The organism is Rahnella variigena, assembly GCF_003610915.1.
Taxonomy (GTDB): Bacteria; Pseudomonadota; Gammaproteobacteria; order Enterobacterales; family Enterobacteriaceae; genus Rahnella; species Rahnella variigena.
On the sequence record NZ_NSDJ01000001.1, the window covers coordinates 2,082,043 to 2,104,050 of the forward strand.

Genomic DNA, 22,008 nt, shown 5'->3' on the forward strand with positions numbered 1-22,008 from the left:
GTGGGGAACGACCACCCCGCATCTTTATCATCACAGGCTGGTGGGCCAGCCTTATATTTTAGTCACTTTTCACTCTTCTCTTGGTTATACCTGTCTGTCTGGTATTTCTTACAGCGCTTTATCGTTTGGCGCTTTGAACAGGGCTTTCATGTCGTCAGACAGTTCAAAGTTCATGTTCAGGTTTTTCGGAGGGATTGGTTTTTTGAACCAGGTTTCAAACCATTTAGTGGCTTCACCGGAGGTCTGCGCTTTCACGATGGTGTCATCAACCAGTTTTTTGAACTCCGCATCGTCTTTACGCATCATGCAGCCATAAGCTTCTTTGGACTGCGGCGTGCCGATGATTTCCCAGTTATCAGGTTTTTTGGCTTTAGCACGTTCACCAGCCAGCAGGGCATCGTCCATCATAAAGGCAACAGCACGGCCAGTTTCCAGCGTACGGAAGGAGTCACCGTGGTCTTTCGCGCTGATGATGCGCAGATCCAGTTTCTTCTCTTCGTTAAGCTTGTTGAGCAGCACTTCTGAGGTAGTACCGGAAGTCACCACCACAGTTTTGCCTTTCAGATCAGCAAAATCTTTAATGTCGGAGCCTTTTTTCACCAGCAGGCGGGTACCAATCACGAAGATGGTGTCAGAGAACGCGGCCTGTTGTTGACGTTCCAGATTGTTGGTGGTTGAACCGCACTCAAAATCGTAGGTCCCATTTTGCAACAGCGGAATACGGTTCTGGGAAGTGATCGGCATCATCTTGACTTGCAGGTTTGGCAGGTCGAGTTTTTTCTTCACGGCATCGACGATAGCGTCAGAGTAGTCCTGTGAATAACCCACGACTTTTTGTTCGTTATTGTAATAAGAGAAGGGCACTGAGGATTCGCGGTGACCCACAACGATAACGCCGTTGTCTTTAATTTTTTTCAGGGTACCGGTCAGTTCTTCTGCGTGAGCAAAGCTGCTTACGGTAACGCTTGCCAACAGTACTGATAATGCCAATTTGCGCAATTGCATGTCCAACTCCTTGCTGTCATTAGGGATCCAAACTCAGGGATCAGAAAGTACTAATGCCTCGTCATATGAAGCTAGAAAATAGCTGAATGTGAATATTATGAAACCATATTGTTTCTTTTTTGAGACGAGACGCGCACCAATTCGAAGCAATCAAATGGCTGTGCACTGAAAAAGTGCATGAGGATCAGCCTGTTTGTATCAAAATGATGCATCCCGTCGCAAAAAATCACTAAACAGATATCTTTCAATCAGATGTAGCAAGACTCGTGCCAGATAGCCCGATTTAACTTCATTAGCGGTCATTCCTGCAGCGCTAAATGCGGCAGTCTCAATAATCGGCAGCAGGTAAAAGGGAGCGGGAAGAGCGGGGCAGAACAGGGTGCGACATAAAAGAACAGGCACCAGGAGGTGCCTGTTTTCACTGCGAAATGCGTTTATTTAGGATTTACGACGGCCAAGCCACAAGGCTGCGCCCGCCATCACTACGGTTGCGAACCATACCGGCCACCAGCCCACCCGGGCATACGGTGTCATACCGGTTGTCGGCGTGACTTTCACGTTCAGCACCTGACGGGTGAATTGCGGGATTTCGTGTGTCACATCGCCCTGCGCATTTACCACGGCAGTAATACCGTTGTTGGTGCTGCGCAGCAACGGGCGACCCAGTTCGAGCGAACGCATACGTGCCATCTGAAAATGCTGCCACGGGCCGATTGAATGTCCGAACCAGGCATCGTTGGAAATCGTCAGCAGGAAGTTAGTGTCCGGTTGCAGGTTATCACGCACCTGTTCACCGAAGACCACTTCATAACATATTGCCGTGGTCAGATTCAGGCCGCTGACCACCAGCGGTTTCTGCACGTAATCACCGCTGGTCAGTCCTGACATCGGCAAATCAAAGAACGGTGCCAGAGGGCGAAGAATTGTTTCAAGCGGCACGAATTCACCGAACGGCACCAGATGATGCTTGTTGAAGCGGTTTTCGTCGGGATAGCGATACGGCTTTTCCCCGCCGAGCACGATGGCGCTGTTATACACCTTCATGCCTTCTTCGTTACGGCGCGCATCGATAATGCCGGTGATGAGTTGGGTGCCGTGTGAGCGATAGATATTATCTACCATGCTCAGGAAACCTTGCTGATCGGACTCAATGTCGGAAATCGCCGATTCCGGCCAGATGATCATGCTGGATTTGCCCACGTACGGACGGCTGAGATCCAGATAGGTCTGTAAGGCACTTTCCAGCGCCTTTGGATCCCACTTCATCGACTGCGGAATATTGCCCTGAACCAGTGCCACATCGACCGTTTTATCGGTCTGTTCCTGATACCAGTGGATATAACGCAACGGCCACGGCAGCAGCAACATAGCAACAGCAATGATCCCCGGCGTGATGCGACGCTGATGCACCGCATACACAATCAGGCCGCTCAGCGAAGTGAGCAAAATCGTGATGCCGTCGACGCCAGTGATGGGGGCAAGGCCTTTCAGCGGACCGTCGATTTGGCTGTAACCAAACTGTAGCCACGGGAAACCGGTCAGTACCCAGCCGCGCAGGAATTCCGTCATCTGCCACAGGGCGGGCGCGGCAAGAGCCAGTTTCCACCAGGTGGTTTTTGGCCACAGTTTGCTGAACAATCCGGCAAACAGCATGGTGTACAGCGACAAATAGGCTGCCAGCAACACGACGAGGAAAAGGTTAATCGCTTCCGGCATGCCGCCAAAGGTGGCGATACTGACATACACCCAGTTTACGCCGCTGCCAAACAGTCCCATCCCCCAGAAGAAGCCGATCAACGCGGCCTGACCCGGACGGCGATCGAGCGTTAATGCCAGCAGACCGCACAGCGAAATAATCGCCGCAGGCCAGAAGTCATAAGGGGAAAATGACAGCGTGCCACAGGCACCGAAAAAGAGCGCCAGCAGGGCGCGAACCCGCTGGCGTTGATATAAAGAGGCAATTGCCATGGAGAATTATTCTTCCAGTATCGGTTGCGGCGCGTCGTCCGGTATTTTTACGTGAACCTGAATGATACGGCGGCTGTCAGCCATCGCAACCTTGAACAGGTAACCGTCAATTTCAATGCTTTCGCCACGCGCCGGTAAATGGCCAAATGACTGCATCACCAGACCACCAATGGTATCGACTTCGTCATCACTGTAGTGGGTCTGGAACACTTCATTGAAATCTTCAATCGGCGCGAGGGCGCGGACGGTATACGTATGACGGCTGAGCTGGCGAATATCCAGATCTTCCGCTTCGTCGTACTCATCATCGATTTCGCCGACGATCAGTTCGAGAATATCTTCGATGGTGACCAGACCGGAAACGCCGCCGAATTCATCTACGACAATCGCCATGTGATAACGCTGGGAGCGGAATTCCTTCAGCATGCGGTCTACGCGTTTGCTTTCAGGAACAACGACCGCGGTTCTCAGCACTTTATCGATGCTGAAGGGTTCAGACTCTGTGCGCATAAACGGCAACAGGTCTTTGGCCATCAGGATGCCTTCAATGTGATCCTTATCTTCGCTGATCACCGGGAAGCGTGAGTGTGCGGATTCGATGATGACATCGAGGCACTCTTCCAGCGGCTGATTGCGTTTTAGCGTGATCATCTGGGAACGCGGGATCATGATGTCCCGCACGCGCTGCTCGGCGATATCCATCACGCCTTCCAGCATGTCTCGGGTATCGGGGTCGATCAGATCGTTTTGTTCTGAATCACGGATCAGCTCAACCAGATCGCCACGGTTTTTAGGTTCACCGTGAAAAAGCTGGCTAAGGATAAGGGAAAAGAAGCCCTTCTTGGGACTGGGGCTGTCACTATTTTGTGAATGGTCATCGCTCATGGCGTTTGGTTTTTTTTACTCGTAGTTAGTGAAAATTATGCGAAACGCCTGCGGATGATAAACCTTCACCGGGCAGGCGCTGCGCGAGTTTACTGATAAATCAGTGGTCTTCTTTCTCTGAAATGTACGGATCCGGATAACCCAAACCCTGCATGATTTCAGTTTCAATCGATTCCATTTCTTCGGCTTCTTCGTCAACGATATGGTCATAGCCCAGCAAATGCAAACTGCCGTGAATCACCATATGCGCCCAGTGGGCCAGAAGCTCTTTATCCTGCTCTTTCGCTTCTTTCTCAACGACCTGACGACAAATAATCAGGTCGCCAAGAAGTGGCATCTCCATACCCGGAGGTGCTTCGAACGGGAAGGATAACACGTTGGTCGGTTTATCCATGCCACGATACGTCATATTCAGTTCATGACTTTCGGGGATGTCGACCAGACGGATGGTCACTTCCGATTCTTCCTGAAATTGCGGAAGAACAGCTTCGAGCCATTTTTGAAAGTCATTTTCAGACGGTAAACCTGCGGGTTCTTCGCAGGCAATTTGTAAATCGAGAATTACCGTATTCATTGACCGGCCTGTTGTGTTGAGCTGTTCTGGTGTTCATGTTTACGCTCTGCGGCAATCGCATCGCGGCGTTTTTGATCTTCTTCTTCCCAGGCTTCGTACGCGACAACAATGCGCGCCACCACCGGATGACGGACGACGTCCTCACTGTGGAAGAAGTTGAAACTGAGTTCATCAACGGAAGACAGCACTTCAATGGCATGACGTAGCCCTGATTTCTGATGACGCGGCAAGTCGATTTGCGTGACGTCACCGGTGATCACCGCTTTGGAGTTAAAACCAATACGGGTCAGGAACATCTTCATCTGTTCGATAGAGGTGTTCTGGCTTTCATCGAGAATAATAAAGGCGTCGTTCAGCGTACGGCCACGCATGTAAGCCAGCGGGGCGACTTCAATGACGTTGCGCTCAATCAGTTTTTCCACTTTTTCAAAGCCGAGCATTTCGAATAATGCGTCATACAGCGGGCGCAGATACGGGTCGACTTTCTGGCTGAGATCGCCCGGCAGGAAGCCCAGCTTTTCACCGGCTTCAACAGCAGGGCGGGTCAGCAGAATACGGCGTACTTCCTGACGCTCCAGCGCATCCACCGCAGCAGCCACGGCCAGATAGGTTTTACCCGTACCCGCAGGACCAATCCCGAAGGTGATATCGTGGTCGAGGATATTAGCGATGTATTGCGCCTGATTTGGCGTACGCGGCTTCACCATCCCGCGTTTGGTTTTGATAATGACCGCTTTGCCGAAATCCGGCACGCTTTCTGCGGTTTGTTCCAGCACCCGGCTTTCTTTGATCGCCAGATGGATTTTTTCAGGGTCGATATCCTGGATTTCACCACGCAGCGGCGCAGTGTCTACGTATAAATCACGCAGGATGTCGGCGGCTGCCGCAACAGGCAGACTCTTTCCGACCAATTTAAACGCGTTATCACGACGGTTGATTTCAACGCCCAACCGGCGCTCCAGTTGTTTGATATTGTCATCAAACGGCCCGCACAGGCTCAGCAAACGCTGGTTGTCTTCGGGCTCCAGTAAAATCTCTTGTGTTACAACGTTCAAACGAATCCTTTGGGTCACTTCGGACCAGTTTACCCTTCATACTGAAGCTACAGAGTGTGTTGGCTGCATTCACTCGACTTTATGCAACTCGAATTATTTCGGGTACGTTTTATGAAGCACCCGGCTGATTACTGCTTTCAGCCGTCAACCATACCTGACTTAATAATACATGCCCTTGGCAAAATATGCTGCGCCGTGGCAGCAGTTGCAGGGACCTTCATCCGGATATGCGGCCTTTGCTGGAAAATTAAACCCTTGTGATGAAGGTATTAGCGAAAATCTCAAAAGAAACAGGACGCCGGAGCGCCCTGTCGATATCGGGTCATACATCATTACTATGGTTCAGGGTTGATACATTCCAACGCCCAATTCATTTTCTTTACGGGTACGTTCGATGACCGATTGCGGAGATTCATGCAGGCGCAGCGCCATCTGTTCTTCGGTGCGGACAACCACACCGCGCAGCGAGTTGGCATACACATCGACAATTTCGACATCCACGAACTTACCGATCATATCCGGTGTGCCTTCGAAGTTGACCACGCGGTTACATTCGGTACGCCCGGTCAGCTCCATAATATCCTTGCGGGACGTGCCTTCCACCAGAATGCGCTGAACGGTGCCCAGCGTGGCGCGGCTGAAACGCATGACCTGCTGAGTGATTCTGTCCTGCAACAGCGCCAGACGCTGTTTCTTCTCGTCCATGCTCACATCATCCACCATGTCCGCCGCCGGTGTACCAGGGCGCGGAGAGTAGATGAAGCTGAAACTGACGTCGTAATTGACCTGTGCGATCAAATCCATTGTGCGCTCAAAATCATCATTGGTTTCGCCAGGGAAGCCAATGATGAAATCTGAACTGAAATGAATATCAGGACGCGCAGCGCGTAACTTACGGATCGTCGATTTGTATTCCAGCACCGTATGAGGGCGTTTCATCATGGTAAGAATGCGGTCGGAACCGCTCTGAATCGGCAGATGCAGGAAGCTCACCACTTCCGGCGTGTCTTTGTACACATCGATAATGTCATCGGTAAATTCGACCGGGTGACTGGTGGTGAAACGGATACGGTCGATGCCGTCAATGGCCGCCACCAGACGCAGCAGCTCAGCGAAGGTGCAGATGCCGCCGTCAAAAGAATCGCCGCGATACGCATTGACGTTCTGGCCCAGCAGATTGACTTCACGTACGCCTTGCGCGGCCAGCTGGGCGACTTCGAACAGCACGTCATCGCACGGGCGGCTGACTTCTTCGCCGCGGGTATAAGGCACCACACAGAAGCTGCAATATTTGTTGCAGCCTTCCATGATGGAAACGAAAGCGGTCGGGCCGTCGGCGCGCGGTTCCGGCAGTCGGTCAAATTTTTCGATTTCAGGGAAACTGATATCGACGACAGGACTTTTAGTGCCACGCACATGGTTCACCATTTCTGGCAAGCGGTGCAGGGTTTGCGGGCCGAAGACGATATCAACACAAGGCGCGCGTTTACGCAGCATTTCGCCTTCCTGCGAGGCTACGCAGCCACCGACGCCGATAATGATATCCGGATTTTTCTTCTTCAGTAATTTCCAGTGTCCGAGCAGGCTGAAGACTTTCTCCTGCGCTTTTTCCCTGATTGAGCAGGTGTTCAGCAGCAGAATGTCTGCTTCTTCAGCGTTATCCGTCAGCTGGTAACCATGGGTGCTGTCGAGAAGGTCAGCCATCTTGGATGAATCATATTCATTCATCTGGCAGCCCCAGGTTTTTATGTGCAGTTTTTTAGTCATCAGCGTGTCAGTACTCAATACGGGGAACGTGAGATCGGCAATGCCGCAGTGCATAGCATAGTTCAGGGGCGCTATTGTAAACCCTCACTCCGGTGCTGACCAGTGCAGGAAAGCAGCTTAGGCCCTGATGCTGACATAAAAATCCGGTACACTTCGCATAATGAACTGAACAGAAAGCCGGAATAAAATGAATAATTCTGAGAAGACATTTGATGCAGTAATTGTCGGCGGCGGCATGGTCGGCGCAGCCGCGGCGCTGGGACTGGCAAAACAAGGTCTGCAAGTCGCACTGATAGAGAATGAAGCGCCTGCCGGATTTGACCCGTCAGCACCGGCTGATTTGCGTATTTCCGCCATTGGCTGTGCATCCGCCCGCTTTTTACAGAAACTGGGCGCATGGGGATCTGTTGAGAAAATGCGCTCAGTACCGTACCGCCGCCTGGAAACCTGGGAAGTGGACGGTTCTGAGGTGAAATTTGACGCGCAGTCCCTCGGATTGCCGGAGCTGGGATTTATGGTCGAAAACCGTGTGTTGCAGCTTGCGTTGTGGCAGCAGTTCGACGCACTCACAAACCTGACGCGTTTTTGTCCTGCAAAGTTACGTCATCTCTTGCAGCACGATGATAAAACCTGGTCGCTTCAGCTGACCACAGGGGATTTACTGCGCGCGAAACTGGTGATTGCCGCCGATGGGGCGAACTCACTGGTACGGCAGCTGGCGGGCATTGGCGTGGATGGCTGGGAATACCGCCAGCACTGCATGCTGATTAACGTTGAAACTGAAACGTCGGATCAGGACGTCACCTGGCAGCAATTTTTCCCTTCCGGCCCGCGGGCGTTTCTGCCTCTGTTCGGCAATCAGGCCTCGCTGGTCTGGTATGACAGTCCGCAGCGTATCCGTTATCTGAAAACGCTTAATATGCAGCAGCTCACAACAGAAGTGATGCAGGCGTTCCCTGCGCGACTTGGCACGGTCAAAGCGTTATCGGCAGGGGCGTTTCCGCTGGTTCGCCGTCATGCTCAGCGTTACGTCTTGCCGGGGCTGGCGCTGGTGGGTGACGCGGCGCATACCATCAATCCGCTGGCAGGGCAGGGCGTGAATCTGGGATATCGTGACGTGGAAGCATTGCTGTCTGTGCTGGAGAAAGCGCGGGATCATGATGAGGCGTGGAGCAGTGAAAAAGTGTTGTTAGGCTATCAGCGTCAGCGTCGTCTGGATAATTTGCTGATGCAAAGCGGCATGGATTTGTTCTATACCGCCTTCAGCAACGATCTGCCACCGGTGAAAGCGTTGCGTAATCTGGCGCTGATGACCGCACAGCGTGCCGGCGCACTGAAAACCAAAGCACTAAAATATGCTTTAGGGATTTAATCAGCTCAGGGCAAACCGGAGAAATACTGGTTTGCCTTTCTTGTTTGCTGACTAAAAAATAAATAGCAAAAAGCCCGCACGAGGCGGGCTTTCTTAATGTGGCTGGGGTGCCAGGATTCGAACCTGGGTATGCTGGTATCAGAAACCAGAGCCTTACCGCTTGGCGACACCCCAATTTTGTTTCTCACTACCTTTTGAGCAGTGTACTGCAAGTAAAATGGTGGCTACGACGGGATTTGAACCTGTGACCCCATCATTATGAGTGATGTGCTCTAACCAGCTGAGCTACGTAGCCAAATTTTACTGACTTACTTCAAAACTTCAAGCACTAATTTAACTAACTTAATAATAAATTTCAAGTGCTTACCAATTATACAGAAAGAAGTATGGCTGGGGTACCTGGATTCGAACCAGGGTATGCTGGTATCAAAAACCAGTGCCTTACCGCTTGGCGATACCCCAACAGTACAACTTCTTCAAATTGGATTTTCCTCACAAACACATCAGTAAAGCAATGTGAAAGATAAGAAAATGGCTGGGGTACCAGGATTCGAACCTGGGAATGCTGGTATCAAAAACCAGTGCCTTACCGCTTGGCGATACCCCAACTGTGCTACCGATGTCTGGAAATGGTGCGGGAGGCGAGACTTGAACTCGCACACCTTGCGGCGCTAGAACCTAAATCTAGTGCGTCTACCAATTTCGCCACTCCCGCAAAAAAGATGGTGGCTACGACGGGATTCGAACCTGTGACCCCATCATTATGAGTGATGTGCTCTAACCAACTGAGCTACGTAGCCATCTTTTTTCGCGCTACCTTCATCGGCGTTGCGGGGCGCATTATGCGTATATGACCGTTTTGCGTCAACACCTTTTTTGGAGAAAAAGCCCTGATGGCGTCCATTTGTCTGGCTTATAACCACTCTGGTGATTAATTGGACAAAAGACATTATTTTTAGTGGCTTTACCCACAAAAAAACGGGCCATAAGCGGCCCGTTTGTTACAAGGATATTTACCGGGGAATGGATTATTTGTAGGCGGACTGGTGCACGCCAACAGCACGCCCGGATGGATCGTCCATGTTTTTGAACGCTTCATCCCACTCAATCGCTTTCGCAGAAGAACAGGCTACAGAAGGGCCGCCAGGCACGCATTCTGCCGCGCTTGGGACCGGGAACAATTCTTCAAAAATCGTACGGTACAGGTAGCCTTCTTTGGACGTCGGCGTGTTGTACGGGAAACGGAAATGCGCAGTTTCGAGCTGTTGATCGGTGATCTGCTGAGAGGCCACTTCTTTTAAGGTATCGATCCAGCTATAGCCTACGCCATCAGAGAATTGTTCTTTCTGACGCCATGCCACGCTGTGTGGCAGGTAAGACTCGAAACATTCACGCAGGATATGTTTTTCCATCTTGCCGTTGCCGCACATCTTGTCTTTAGGGTTGATACGCATCGCAACGTCGAGGAATTTTTTGTCCAGGAACGGTACGCGGGCTTCCACACCCCAGGCTGACATGGCTTTGTTGGCACGCGCACAGTCATACATGTGCAGGGCCAGCAATTTACGCACGGTTTCTTCGTGGAATTCTTTGGCGTTTGGTGCTTTATGGAAATACAGGTAGCCGCCCAACACTTCATCTGCGCCTTCGCCAGACAACACCATTTTGATGCCCATCGCTTTGATTTTACGCGACATCAGATACATCGGCGTTGATGCACGGATAGTCGTCACGTCATACGTTTCGATGTGATAGATAACATCACGGATAGCATCCAGACCTTCCTGCACGGTGAAATGAATTTCGTGGTGCACGGTACCTAAATGGTTTGCCACTTCCTGAGCTGCGCGCAGATCCGGAGAACCTTCCAGACCGACTGCAAAGGAGTGCAGTTGCGGCCACCAGGCTTCGCTCTGATCTTTATCTTCGATACGACGACCTGCAAATTTCTTGGTGATCGCGGAAATCACGGAGGAATCCAGACCACCTGACAGCAGTACGCCGTAAGGCACGTCGGACATCAGGTGACTTTTCACTGCTTCTTCCAGTGCATCTTTCAGCGCCGCAGCGTCAGTGACGTTGTCTTTGACGTTTTCGAAGTCAAACCAGCCACGTTGGTAATATTCGCGAATTTCACCGTCCTGGCTCCACAGATAGCTGCCTGCCGGGAATTCTTTGATGGTGCGGCAAACCGGCACCAGTGCTTTCATTTCAGAAGCGACATACATGTTGCCGTGTTCGTCGTAACCCATATACAGCGGAATGATGCCCAGATGGTCACGGCCAATCAGGTACGCGTCTTTTTCTGTGTCATACAGAATAAAGGCGAACATGCCTTGCAGTTCATCCAGGAAGGCAGGGCCTTTCTCCTGATACAGCGCCAGAATAACTTCGCAGTCAGATGCGGTCTGGAATTCATATTTATCGCCCAGTTCTGCGCGCAGAGCCTGGTGGTTGTAGATTTCGCCGTTAACAGCCAGTACGTGTGTATGTGCAGCGTTGTACAGAGGCTGTGCGCCGTTGTTGACGTCAACGATGGACAGACGCTCGTGCGACAGAATCGCTTTATCGCTGGCAAACACGCCGGACCAGTCTGGTCCGCGGTGACGCATCAGGCGCGACAGTTCCAGCGCTTTTTTGCGCAACTCGACGGAGTCAGTTTTGATATCGAGCACACCGAAAATTGAACACATATTGCTTTCTCCCTAACGACGTTTCTCTGGCTGTCATTTTTATGTTTATGAATGAGGATCAACGTTGCCGTTCTTGCAGTTTTAACCGGCGGTTGTTGCGTTGCTGACTATGAAAATGCGTCAAAACCCCCATGTTGTGCAAGTGGTTTAACGCTCTTCTGATAAAAAGTTGGTAGAGGGAGGGTGATCTTTAACGAATTATCAGTTTTATGGCATTTTCATTAGCGAATTATTAATTTAATTGCCAAAAATTGAGGAGGATTCAAAAAAAGAGAAAAGTGGATAAAAATCAGGCGGCAAGACGAAAAAAAACGAGCCGGGAGTCAAATCCGGGCTCGTTTTCATAGACTTATCAGTGGCCGTTAAATTACGTCAATATCGGCAACGGAAGGATAAATCCAGGTCGGGCGGAATGGCATTCCCTCAATATCATTGAGAGTGGAAACGCCGGACAGTACCAGAATGGTTTCCAGACCGGCCTGGAAGCCCGCAAGTATGTCGGTGCGCAGATTGTCACCCACAATGACCGTCTCTTCGGAATGCGCCTGCATTTTATTCAACGCCGAGCGGATGATCCAGGGGCTTGGCTTACCGACGTAAAACGGCTGGCGCCCGGTGATTTTTTCGATAGGTGCGCATAACGCGCCACAGGCCGGGACAAAACCGTGTCCGTGATTATCAGGATTGGTGGCGATAAAACGTGCGCCGTTAGCCACAAAATACGCGGCTTTATGGATCATATCCCAGTTGTAAGACCGGGTTTCGCCAACAATCACGAAATCAGGGTTGATATCGGTAATGGTAAAACCGGCCTTATACAGTTCATGAATCAATGCGCCTTCGCCGACGACATAGGCTTTTTTGCCTTCCTGGCGTTTCAGGAAATCGGCGGTCGCCATCGCGGAGGTGAAAAATGCACTTTCAGGCACTTCAAGACCGGCTGCGCTGAAGCGGTTAGCCAGATCCTGCGCTGTCTGGGAAGGGTAGTTAGTGAGGATCACTAACGGCATTCCCTGTTCCTGAATTCGCGCGAGAAAACGGTCGGCGCCGGGTACTGCGGTATTGTCGTGCAACAGCACGCCATCAATGTCACAAATTACGTTCTTTATTGTCATGATTTCCAAACCCACATTTTCAGTCCCATTCCTGGCAGCCTGATACTATAGCACGTCTCAATTTTCCATCAGACGCTGCAACAGAACGCCATTCAGCATCGCCCGTTTGACCAGTGCAAAAGCGCCAATCGCAGACTGATGATTCAGGGCTGAAGTCACTACCGGTAAATTGCGGCGGAAATCTTTCAGAACTTGCGCATTAATACAGTTCTGAATCGCAGGAAGCAACACTTTGTCGGCTTCCGTGATTTCACCCGCAATCACCACTTTTTGCGGATTAAACAGGTTAATCGCAATCGAAACGCCTTTACCCAACTGGCGCCCCACATGCTCAATGACTTCGGTTGCCAGCGCATCGTGGCGATTGGCGGCCTTACAAATGGCGGAAATCGAACAGTCTTCCAGGGTCAGTTTGCTGGCATAGCCTTGCGTAAGCAGGTGGCGCACACGATTTTCGATGGCGGCGTTGGCCGCAACGGTTTCCAGACAGCCGAAATTACCGCAATGACAGCGTTCGCCCAGCGGATCAATTTGGATATGCCCGATTTCCCCCACATTGCCGTTGCTGCCCAGGAAAATCTGCCCGTTAACGATGATCCCTGCACCTGTACCACGGTGTAAACGAACCAAAATCGAGTCCTGACAGTCACGGGTCGCACCGAAATAGTGCTCAGCCAGCGCCAGACTGCGGATATCGTGGCCAACAAAACTGGTGACTTTGAATTTTGCTTCCAGCGCATCCACTAATTTCCACGCACCGACGCTGATATGCGGCATGTAGCGCACAATTCCTTTATTAGGATCGACCAGCCCCGGAAGGATGACAGAAATGGCAATCAGTTCGCGGATTTTACGCTGATTCAGCTCGATGAACTGGGCAATAGCCTCGAACAGCGCGTTCTCCAGAGTTTCCTGAGTGCGCTCGGGCAGGGCGTAATGTTGTTCAGCCAGCGATTTGGCACTGAGATCGTAGAGGGTAATCGTTGCATCGTGGCGGCCAAGGCGCACCGCAATAGCGTGGAAAGGGCGGGTTTCAGTAATGATGGAAATTGCGCGGCGGCCTCCCGTGGAAGCCTGCTGATCCACTTCTTTGATCAGCCCGCGCTCAAGCAATTGCCGGGTAATTTTGGTGACACTGGCGGGTGCCAGCTGGCTCATGTCGGCAATCTGAATGCGCGAGATGGGCCCTTGCTGGTCAATCAGGCGGTAAACGGCTGCGCCGTTTAACTGCTTAACCAGATCAACGTTGCCGATTTGTGCCTGCTGTCCGCCAGTTGTCATCAATGCTGTATTCCGCTCAATTAAACTTCGTCACCATTAACGATAGTTTTTGTGATTTTAAAATCATGAGTGAACGCGGTGAGGTTGGCGACTTTACCTGCTTCGATGCTGCCAAGCTGATCTTCAACACCAATGGCGCGAGCCGGATAAAGCGATGCCATACGCAGCGTTTCATCCAGAGCAATTCCGACATGTTCGACGCTGTTTTGCACCGCTTCGATCATCGTCAGCGCAGAGCCGCTCAGCGTACCGTTTTCGTCCACACAGAGTCCGTCACGGTAGTATATTGTTTTACCGGCAAAAATGAACTCATCAATATTCGCACCCGCTGGCGCGGTAGCATCAGTGACCAGCACCAGCTTCTCGCCTTTGAGCTTTTTCGCGTTGCGGATGTTGGCCCAGTCCACATGCAAACCGTCTGCAATGACGCCGGTATACACTTCAGGCGTATCGAAGATTGCACCAATAAGGCCAGGCTGACGACCGGTAATGGCGGGCATTGCATTATAAAGGTGCGTCGCAAAGCTGATACCTGCCGCAAAACCGGCACGGGCTTCAGCATACGTTGAATTTGAATGGCCTGCGGAAATTACAATCCCGGCATCACGCAACTGGCGGATATATTTCGCATCAACCTGTTCCGGTGCGAGCGTCAGTTGGGTAATCACATCGGCATTCGCGCACAGGAAATCAATCATGGCGCTGTCTGGCAGGCGGATAAAGGCAGGATTATGCGTGCCTTTTTTTGCCGGGCTGAGGTATGGCCCTTCCAGATGCAGACCCAAAGCCTGGTTCGGATATTTTTCCAGATAGGTGCGCATCACGCTGATACCGTGTTTCATGTAGTCGTCGCTACAGGTGATCAGCGTCGGTAAGAAACTAGTACAGCCGGATTTTTCATTGGCTTTCTGCATGATTTCTAACGTTTCTACTGAAATGGCTTCCAGAGAATCGTTGAACTGCACGCCGCCACAACCATTAAGTTGCAGATCGATAAATCCGGGGGCAAGAATGGCGCCGTCCAGACTGCGGGTTTCCACATTCGCCGGCAATTCACTCACCGGACAGACACGTTCGATTTTGCCATCGGCAATCACTACCGCGTGGTTATCCAGAACGTCATGACCGGTATAGACCCGGCCCTCAATCAATGCGTACATCATGCCCCCATTCCCCTAAATCCTTTGAGCCGCAGCAGCGTTGGTTGCCTTCACTCACTCCGGTCACTTACTTGAGTAAGCTCCCGGAGACTCGTTCCGTTGCCGCCTTGCTGCAACTCCAATGCTTTCGGGGACTCAGTTAATTAAAGGTTTTTCATATTTTCCGCTTCTAACTCGCGGAAATATTTAACAGTTTTGACTTTCAGTTCCATGGTGGAAGGTTCATCACACACCATAACGGCTTTTGCGTGTAATTGCAGGCAACTGATGGTCCACATGTGGTTGATATTACCTTCAACAGCGGCTTCAAGCGCCTGCGCTTTCGCGTGACCGGTAACCAGAATCATCACTTCTTCCGCATCCAGCAGCGTACCCACGCCAACGGTCAGGGCGAATTTTGGCACCTGAGACACATCGTTGTCGAAGAAACGGGAGTTCGCGATACGGGTTTCATGGGTCAGGGTTTTGATACGCGTACGTGAAGCCAGGGATGAAGCCGGTTCGTTGAACGCGATATGACCGTCGTTACCCACGCCACCCATGAACAGGTTAATTTTGCCGTAAGACTTAATTTTCGCTTCGTACTGGCGACATTCTTCGTCGACGTCTGGTGCATTACCATTCAGCAAGTTGATATTTTCACGTGGAATATCAACGTGATCAAAGAAGTTTTTATACATGAAGGTATGGTAGCTCTCAGGGTGTTCCTGCGGCAGACCCACATATTCATCCATATTAAAGGTGACGACGTTCTTGAAGCTAACCTGGCCTGCTTTATGCATGGCGATTAAATGTTTGTAAGCTTCGAGAGGGGTACCACCGGTAGGCAGGCCCAGAACGAAAGGACGGTCGGCGGTAGGTTTGAAAGCGTTAATACGTTCAACGATATGACGTGCAGCCCATTTGCCAACTTCAGTGGTGGTGTTTAAAGGAATAAGTCTCATCACGTACCTCTAGTTTCAGAATATTGAATATACTGTTGATATCCTCTGTCCTTGACGCTGCAGGGGCGTTGGCTGCTCTCGCTCACCCGAATCACTTACCTGTGTAAGCTCATCGGGTTTCACTCGATTGCCGCCTTCCTGCAACGTCAATGACTGCGGATATACGTAGTCAAAGTAAAAACTAAGTTCGTCAGTTCAAAGGCGGTCTTGTTAAGCGTAAACCACCGCGGCGGTTTATGACTGGCACAATGCCGTCTAGATTTTTTTAATGATAAAATAAGTTTTGTGTGTTGACCAGTCTGATGGCATGTTATGACCTCTTTTTGGTGACATTTCTCACAAAAAGAGAGGTTTTAATTTGCGATACGAAATAATCTTTTTACACTCGCAGTGCTGTTAGTTATAAGTGCAGTTGGTTAAATCGGAACGGTAAATGTAAAGGTAGTAACCATACTAATTAAACTACTTAGGTGATTCGCCTGACGGCGGATAGGGGGAAATGTGAATATTCTTGGATTCTTTCAGCGTTTAGGCAGAGCGCTACAGCTGCCGATAGCCGTACTGCCGGTCGCTGCTTTATTGCTGCGTTTCGGTCAGCCTGATCTTCTTAATATGCCTTTCATCGCGCAAGCCGGTGGCGGGATTTTCGATAACCTCGCATTAATTTTTGCTATTGGTGTGGCATCCAGCTGGTCTAAAGACAATGCGGGTGCAGCAGCATTAGCCGGCGGTATTGGTTACTTCATCCTGACTAAAGCGATGATCACCATCAACCCTGCGGTAAACATGGGCGTGCTGGCCGGTATTATCACCGGTCTGGTGGGCGGTATGGTTTACAACCGCTGGTCAGATATCAAACTGCCTGACTTCCTGAGCTTCTTCGGTGGGAAACGCTTCGTTCCTATCGCAACCGGCTTCTTCTGTCTGATTCTGGCCGCTATCTTCGGTTACGTCTGGCCTCCGGTGCAGGATGCAATCCGTGCGGGCGGGGAGTGGATCGTAGGTGCTGGCGCATTCGGTGCGGGTATCTTTGGTTTCGTCAACCGTTTGCTGATCCCAACCGGTCTGCATCAGGTTCTGAACACCATCGCATGGTTCCAGATTGGTGACTTCACTAACGCTGCAGGTACTGTATTCCACGGTGACATCAACCGCTTCTACGCGGGTGACGGCACTGCAGGGATGTTCATGTCCGGCTTCTTCCCAATCATGATGTTTGGTCTGCCAGGCGCAGCATGTGCAATGTACTTTGCTGCACCAAAAGAACGTCGTCCGTTGGTTGGCGGTATGCTGGTATCCGTCGCGGTGACTGCATTCCTGACCGGTGTGACCGAGCCATTAGAATTCCTGTTCATGTTCCTTGCTCCGTTGCTGTACTTAGTGCACGCCATCCTGACCGGGATCAGCCTGTACATCGCAACCGCGCTGGGCATTCACGCAGGCTTCTCCTTCTCTGCAGGCGCCATCGACTATGCGTTGATGTACAACCTGCCAGCAGCAAGTAAAAACGTCTGGATGTTGCTGGTGATGGGTGTGATCTTCTTCATCATCTACTTCGTTCTGTTCAGCGTTATCATCCGTATGTTCAACCTGAAAACGCCAGGTCGTGAAGACGAAGTTGATCATATCGGTGAGCCGGAAGCAAACAGCAACACTGAAGAAGGTCTGAATCAGCTGGCTGTGAGCTACATCGGTGCTCTGGGGGGTTCTGATAACTTCAAAGGTATTGATGCCTGTATTACCCGTCTGCGTCTGAACGTGAAAGATGCCGGCACCGTTGATGACGCCGCATGTAAACGTCTGGGGGCATCAGGTATTGTTCGTCTTAACAAACAAAGTATTCAGGTTATCGTCGGCGCTAAAGCAGAATCTCTGGCAGATGCCATGAAGAAAGTGATGGCGCGTGGCCCGATTGCTGCCGGTGTTGCTACGCCAGTGGCTGCGGTTAAAGCAGCGCCGCAGGCTGTGCCAAACAGCGTCAAAACCGTCGTAGAGACGCTGGTTTCGCCGGTTACCGGTGACATCGTTGCGCTGGATCAGGTGCCTGATGAAGCATTTGCCAGCAAAGCGGTCGGTGATGGCGTCGCTATTCGTCCGACAGATAAAATCGTCGTTTCTCCTGCGGCCGGTACTGTGGTGAAAATCTTCAATACCAACCATGCGTTCTGCCTGGAAACCACTTCCGGCGCTGAAATCGTGGTGCATATGGGGATTGATACGGTTGCACTGAATGGTCAGGGCTTTACCCGCCTGGTTGAAGAAGGTGCAACGGTCGTCGCTGGTCAGCCTGTACTGGAACTGGATCTGGATTATCTGAACGCCAATGCGCGCTCAATGATAAGCCCGGTTGTGGTCAGCAACATCGACGATTATACCGGTGTGATTTCTCTGGCCAGCGGCTCAGTGGTTGCCGGTCAGACCAAACTGTTCGAGATCCAGAGTAAGTAACTCTGTTGATTGATTCACAGTAGAAAGCCCTGTCGCGGGAAGAGAGTAATCTCTTCCCGCGTTTTTATTGCTTCTAAGCAGAAGTCATGCAGATAACCACGATTTTATGCAACTAACGGTTGTTTCCTTACGTGGCTTGTTGGAACATAAGCGGTTATCCGTAGAGTCAAATGTCGCGTAGAGGAATTGCACAATGAGTGAGGCAGAAGCCCGCCCAACAAATTTTATCCGTCAGATTATTGATGAAGATCTGGCGACCGGGAAACACAATACCGTTCATACCCGTTTCCCGCCTGAGCCTAATGGCTATCTGCATATTGGTCATGCGAAATCTATCTGCCTGAATTTTGGCATCGCGCAAGACTATCAGGGGCAGTGCAACCTGCGTTTTGACGATACCAACCCGGCAAAAGAAGATATTGAATTCGTTGAGTCGATCAAACACGACGTGCAATGGTTAGGTTTCGACTGGAGTGGTGATATTCACTATTCTTCAGACTATTTTGATCAGCTGCACGCCTATGCGCTGGAACTGATCAATAAAGGTCTGGCGTATGTAGATGAACTGTCTCCTGATCAGATCCGCGAATACCGTGGTTCCCTGACATCGCCGGGTAAAAACAGCCCGTATCGCGATCGCAGCGTAGAAGAGAACATCGCGCTGTTCGAAAAAATGCGTAACGGCGAATTTGCTGAAGGCGCTGCGTGTCTGCGTGCAAAAATCGATATGGCTTCGCCATTCTTCGTGATGCGTGATCCGGTAATTTACCGTATCAAATTTGCAGAACACCATCAGACCGGTAACAAATGGTGCATCTATCCGATGTACGATTTTACCCACTGCATTTCCGATGCGCTGGAAGGGATCACCCATTCACTGTGTACGCTGGAATTCCAGGACAACCGTCGTCTGTACGACTGGGTGCTGGATAACATCAGCATTCCATGCCATCCGCGTCAGTACGAGTTCTCCCGTCTGAATCTCGAATACTCCATCATGTCCAAGCGTAAGCTGAACCTGCTGGTGACGGATAAAATCGTTGAAGGCTGGGATGACCCGCGTATGCCGACCGTTTCCGGTCTGCGTCGCCGTGGCTACACTGCCGCGTCTATCCGTGAATTCTGCCGTCGTATTGGCGTGACGAAACAAGATAACAACGTCGAAATGATGGCGCTGGAATCCTGTATTCGTGACGATCTGAACGAAAACGCACCGCGCGCCATGGCGGTTATCAATCCGGTTAAAGTGATCATCGAGAACTTTACCGGTGATGACGTGCAGATGGTGAAAATGCCGAACCATCCGAGCAAGCCGGAAATGGGTACCCGCGAAGTGCCGTTCACGCGCGAGATTTACATCGATCAGGCTGATTTCCGTGAAGAAGCGAATAAACAGTACAAGCGTCTGGTGCTGGGCAAAGAAGTTCGCCTGCGCAATGCGTATGTGATTAAAGCGGAACGCATTGAGAAAGACGCAGAAGGCAATATCACCACCATCTTTTGTTCTTACGATATCGAAACGCTGAGCAAAGATCCCGCTGATGGCCGCAAGGTGAAAGGTGTGATCCACTGGGTTTCTGCGACAGAAGGTAAACCGGCGGAATTCCGTCTGTATGACCGTCTGTTCAGCGTGGCGAATCCTGGCCAGGCAGAGGACTTCCTGACCACGATCAACCCGGAATCGCTGGTGATTGCTCACGGTTTTGTTGAACCTTCTCTGGTGGCAGCTCAGGCTGAAATCAGCCTGCAGTTCGAGCGTGAAGGTTACTTCTGCGCCGACAGCCGCTACTCAAGCGCTGACAATCTGGTGTTCAACCGTACCGTTGGTCTGCGTGATACCTGGGAAAGCAAACCCGTCGCGTAATTGCCTCTGAATGGCTTGTTTGAACGACTGATGAAACGCAGCTCCGGCTGCGTTTTTTTTATGTCTGCTATTTCTGTCTGCTGGTAATGACATGTGCATGGTGATTTTGTTTTTCATCGCGAATTAATGTGTTTTTGATGTTTACTTTTAAACCCTGTTTTTTGTGTGCTGAAACGTTTAAATGAACGCTTAAAACTATCAATTCACTGATTATGTTATTTATTTTAGTTACTCCTCCGCTTAACTCTTTCCTATGGCATTTTGTTACACTTTTTCATCTTTATGTGCACTTTGTCATACTTCAGCGATCAATGAGTAATTACTCATTGATAATTCGCGTCGCGAAAAATACTCTTGAACGTGATTTAACCGGTTACGCCTTTGGCGGCCGCTTTTAATACCCGTTTGGGTTTTGTTGGTATTTTTTAGTCAAAGATGAGGAATTTCTATGCACAAGCACCTTAACAGGGGCAGGGGATCGGCTTACCTGAAACCTGCACTATATTCTCTTGCCGGCACCTTATTGGGTGGCGGAATGATGTTTTCTGAAGATGCCAAAGCGGCAGGTTTTATTGATGATTCGACGCTGACCGGCGGTGTGTATTACTGGCAGCGTGAGCGTGACCGCAAGGACATGGATCCGGCGAGCGACAACTACAAAGACTACACAACCAACCTTTCACATTCTACCGCTAACCTGAATCTCGATTTTTCTTCCGGCTATGCCTGGGACATGTTTGGTATTGATATCGCAGCCTTTACGGCGATAGAAATGGCCGAAAGCAGCGAAAGCGGACATCCCAACGAAATCGCTTTCTCCAACAGCAACCGTGCTTACGACGAAGATTACTCCGGCGATAAAAGTGGGGTCAGCCTGTACAAAGCCGCCGGTAAATTTAAATACGGCGGATTCTGGGGGCATGCCGGTTACATCCAGCCAACGGGCCAGACACTGATTGCACCGCACTGGAGCTTCATGCCGGGAACTTACCGCGGTGCGGAAGCGGGCTACAAGCACGATTTCGGTGATCCGGGAGAGTTGAGTTTCTCCTACATGTGGGCGGATGAATATAAATCTCCGTGGCATCTGGAAATGGATGATTTCCGCCAGAACGATAAGAAAACGGGCGTTTCATACATCCACTCTCTTGGAGCGAAATACGACTTCAAAAACGACTTTGTGCTGGAAGGCGCTTTTGGTCAGGCTGAAAGTTACGTCGATCAGTATTTTGCCAAAGCGTCTTACAAAATCGATCTGATGGGCAATCCGCTGACCACCAGCTACCAGTTCTACGGTGCGGAAGATCGCATCAGCAATAAGAACGATCCGAACAGCTTGTATGACGGGATGGCCTGGTTGCAGGCGCTGACTTTCGGTTACACCACCGGTCAGTTTAACTGGCGGCTGGAAGGTACGATGGTCAAAGCGGAAGGTAATCAGGGCTACTTCCTGCAACGTATGACCCCGACGTATTCCTCCTCCAACGGTCGTCTTGACGTGTGGTGGGATAACCGTTCGGACTTCAACGCCAACGGCGAGAAAGCGGTGTACGCCGGCGTACTTTACGATCTGGCGAAATGGGATCTGCCGGGCTTTGCCGTCGGGGGTTCTTACGTTTACGCGTGGGACGCCAAACCGAGTACCAACGCCGCTTATGACCAGAGCCAGCGTCTGAAAGAGAGCGCCTGGAGCCTGGATGCGCTTTACACCATTCAGGAAGGCCGCGCGAAGGGGACACTGTTCAAACTGCATTACACCCAGTACGACAACCACTCGGATATTCCGAGCTGGGGCGGGGGTTACGGCAACATATTCCAGGATGAAAAAGACGTGAAATTCATCGTTATTGCTCCATTCACTATTTTCTGAGGTCGTT

Annotated in this window: 15 protein-coding genes and 6 tRNA genes; 4 read left to right on the top strand and 17 right to left on the bottom strand. The window is 50.8% G+C overall.

Going from position 1 to position 22,008, the window contains the following annotated elements:
• Positions 1 to 108 precede the first annotated feature (108 nt).
• From CKQ54_RS09575 to miaB, 6 genes are all read right to left on the bottom strand, one after another.
• Complete coding sequence (locus CKQ54_RS09575; RefSeq protein ID WP_112287639.1) at positions 109 to 1,005, bottom strand: amino acid ABC transporter substrate-binding protein; 897 nt, start codon at positions 1,003 to 1,005, stop codon at positions 109 to 111.
• A 438-nt stretch (positions 1,006 to 1,443) separates the two neighbouring features.
• Positions 1,444 to 2,973 (bottom strand): apolipoprotein N-acyltransferase, encoded by a 1,530-nt coding sequence (gene lnt / locus CKQ54_RS09580; protein WP_120160338.1) that lies wholly within the window; start codon positions 2,971 to 2,973, stop codon positions 1,444 to 1,446.
• A gap of 6 nt (positions 2,974 to 2,979) precedes the next feature.
• The gene (gene corC / locus CKQ54_RS09585; RefSeq protein ID WP_015698153.1) at positions 2,980 to 3,858 is read right to left on the bottom strand and encodes a CNNM family magnesium/cobalt transport protein CorC; all 879 of its coding nucleotides are present in this window, start codon (positions 3,856 to 3,858) and stop codon (positions 2,980 to 2,982) included.
• A gap of 100 nt (positions 3,859 to 3,958) precedes the next feature.
• Positions 3,959 to 4,432 carry an rRNA maturation RNase YbeY gene (gene ybeY / locus CKQ54_RS09590; RefSeq protein WP_120160339.1) on the bottom strand — a complete coding sequence of 158 codons (474 nt, stop codon included), beginning with the start codon at positions 4,430 to 4,432 and terminating at the stop codon, positions 3,959 to 3,961.
• Complete coding sequence (locus CKQ54_RS09595) at positions 4,429 to 5,505, bottom strand: PhoH family protein (RefSeq protein ID WP_120160341.1); 1,077 nt, start codon at positions 5,503 to 5,505, stop codon at positions 4,429 to 4,431. Before CKQ54_RS09595 ends, ybeY begins: the two co-directional genes overlap by 4 nt.
• A gap of 324 nt (positions 5,506 to 5,829) precedes the next feature.
• Complete coding sequence (gene miaB / locus CKQ54_RS09605; protein ID WP_120160721.1) at positions 5,830 to 7,254, bottom strand: tRNA (N6-isopentenyl adenosine(37)-C2)-methylthiotransferase MiaB; 1,425 nt, start codon at positions 7,252 to 7,254, stop codon at positions 5,830 to 5,832.
• Positions 7,255 to 7,441: 187 nt separating this feature from the next.
• On the opposite strand from miaB, the gene ubiF reads away from it, so the two are divergent.
• Positions 7,442 to 8,626: a 3-demethoxyubiquinol 3-hydroxylase gene (gene ubiF / locus CKQ54_RS09610; protein WP_120160343.1), complete on the top strand. Its 1,185-nt coding sequence runs from the start codon at positions 7,442 to 7,444 to the stop codon at positions 8,624 to 8,626.
• Between the two features lie 99 nt (positions 8,627 to 8,725).
• On the opposite strand, the gene CKQ54_RS09615 is transcribed toward ubiF, so the two are convergent.
• The 11 genes from CKQ54_RS09615 to nagB all read right to left on the bottom strand — a co-directional run bounded on the left by CKQ54_RS09615 (position 8,726) and on the right by nagB (position 15,819).
• Positions 8,726 to 8,800, bottom strand: a tRNA-Gln gene (locus CKQ54_RS09615).
• A gap of 44 nt (positions 8,801 to 8,844) precedes the next feature.
• A tRNA-Met gene (locus CKQ54_RS09620) sits at positions 8,845 to 8,921 on the bottom strand.
• Positions 8,922 to 9,013: 92 nt separating this feature from the next.
• Positions 9,014 to 9,088 (bottom strand) — tRNA-Gln (locus CKQ54_RS09625).
• Between the two features lie 70 nt (positions 9,089 to 9,158).
• Positions 9,159 to 9,233 (bottom strand) — tRNA-Gln (locus CKQ54_RS09630).
• A 23-nt stretch (positions 9,234 to 9,256) separates the two neighbouring features.
• Positions 9,257 to 9,341: transfer RNA gene (locus CKQ54_RS09635), tRNA-Leu, on the bottom strand.
• Between the two features lie 8 nt (positions 9,342 to 9,349).
• Positions 9,350 to 9,426 (bottom strand) — tRNA-Met (locus CKQ54_RS09640).
• 228 nt (positions 9,427 to 9,654) lie between these two features.
• Positions 9,655 to 11,319 carry an asparagine synthase B gene (gene asnB, locus CKQ54_RS09645; RefSeq protein WP_120160345.1) on the bottom strand — a complete coding sequence of 555 codons (1,665 nt, stop codon included), beginning with the start codon at positions 11,317 to 11,319 and terminating at the stop codon, positions 9,655 to 9,657.
• Positions 11,320 to 11,681: 362 nt separating this feature from the next.
• The gene (locus tag CKQ54_RS09650; protein WP_113876248.1) at positions 11,682 to 12,434 is read right to left on the bottom strand and encodes an HAD-IIA family hydrolase; all 753 of its coding nucleotides are present in this window, start codon (positions 12,432 to 12,434) and stop codon (positions 11,682 to 11,684) included.
• Positions 12,435 to 12,491: 57 nt separating this feature from the next.
• Positions 12,492 to 13,715 carry a DNA-binding transcriptional regulator NagC gene (gene nagC, locus CKQ54_RS09655; protein WP_120160347.1) on the bottom strand — a complete coding sequence of 408 codons (1,224 nt, stop codon included), beginning with the start codon at positions 13,713 to 13,715 and terminating at the stop codon, positions 12,492 to 12,494.
• A 20-nt stretch (positions 13,716 to 13,735) separates the two neighbouring features.
• Positions 13,736 to 14,875 carry an N-acetylglucosamine-6-phosphate deacetylase gene (nagA, locus tag CKQ54_RS09660; RefSeq protein ID WP_120160348.1) on the bottom strand — a complete coding sequence of 380 codons (1,140 nt, stop codon included), beginning with the start codon at positions 14,873 to 14,875 and terminating at the stop codon, positions 13,736 to 13,738.
• 143 nt (positions 14,876 to 15,018) lie between these two features.
• Positions 15,019 to 15,819 carry a glucosamine-6-phosphate deaminase gene (gene nagB / locus CKQ54_RS09665; protein ID WP_112287648.1) on the bottom strand — a complete coding sequence of 267 codons (801 nt, stop codon included), beginning with the start codon at positions 15,817 to 15,819 and terminating at the stop codon, positions 15,019 to 15,021.
• Between the two features lie 501 nt (positions 15,820 to 16,320).
• On the opposite strand from nagB, the gene nagE reads away from it, so the two are divergent.
• From nagE to chiP, 3 genes are all read left to right on the top strand, one after another.
• A complete protein-coding gene (gene nagE / locus CKQ54_RS09670) occupies positions 16,321 to 18,267 on the top strand; it encodes a PTS N-acetyl glucosamine transporter subunit IIABC (protein WP_120160350.1) in 1,947 nt (648 codons plus the stop codon).
• A gap of 193 nt (positions 18,268 to 18,460) precedes the next feature.
• Positions 18,461 to 20,131: a glutamine--tRNA ligase gene (glnS, locus tag CKQ54_RS09675; RefSeq protein ID WP_120160352.1), complete on the top strand. Its 1,671-nt coding sequence runs from the start codon at positions 18,461 to 18,463 to the stop codon at positions 20,129 to 20,131.
• 448 nt (positions 20,132 to 20,579) lie between these two features.
• Positions 20,580 to 22,001 carry a chitoporin ChiP gene (gene chiP / locus CKQ54_RS09680; RefSeq protein WP_113876047.1) on the top strand — a complete coding sequence of 474 codons (1,422 nt, stop codon included), beginning with the start codon at positions 20,580 to 20,582 and terminating at the stop codon, positions 21,999 to 22,001.
• Positions 22,002 to 22,008: the final 7 nt, after the last annotated feature.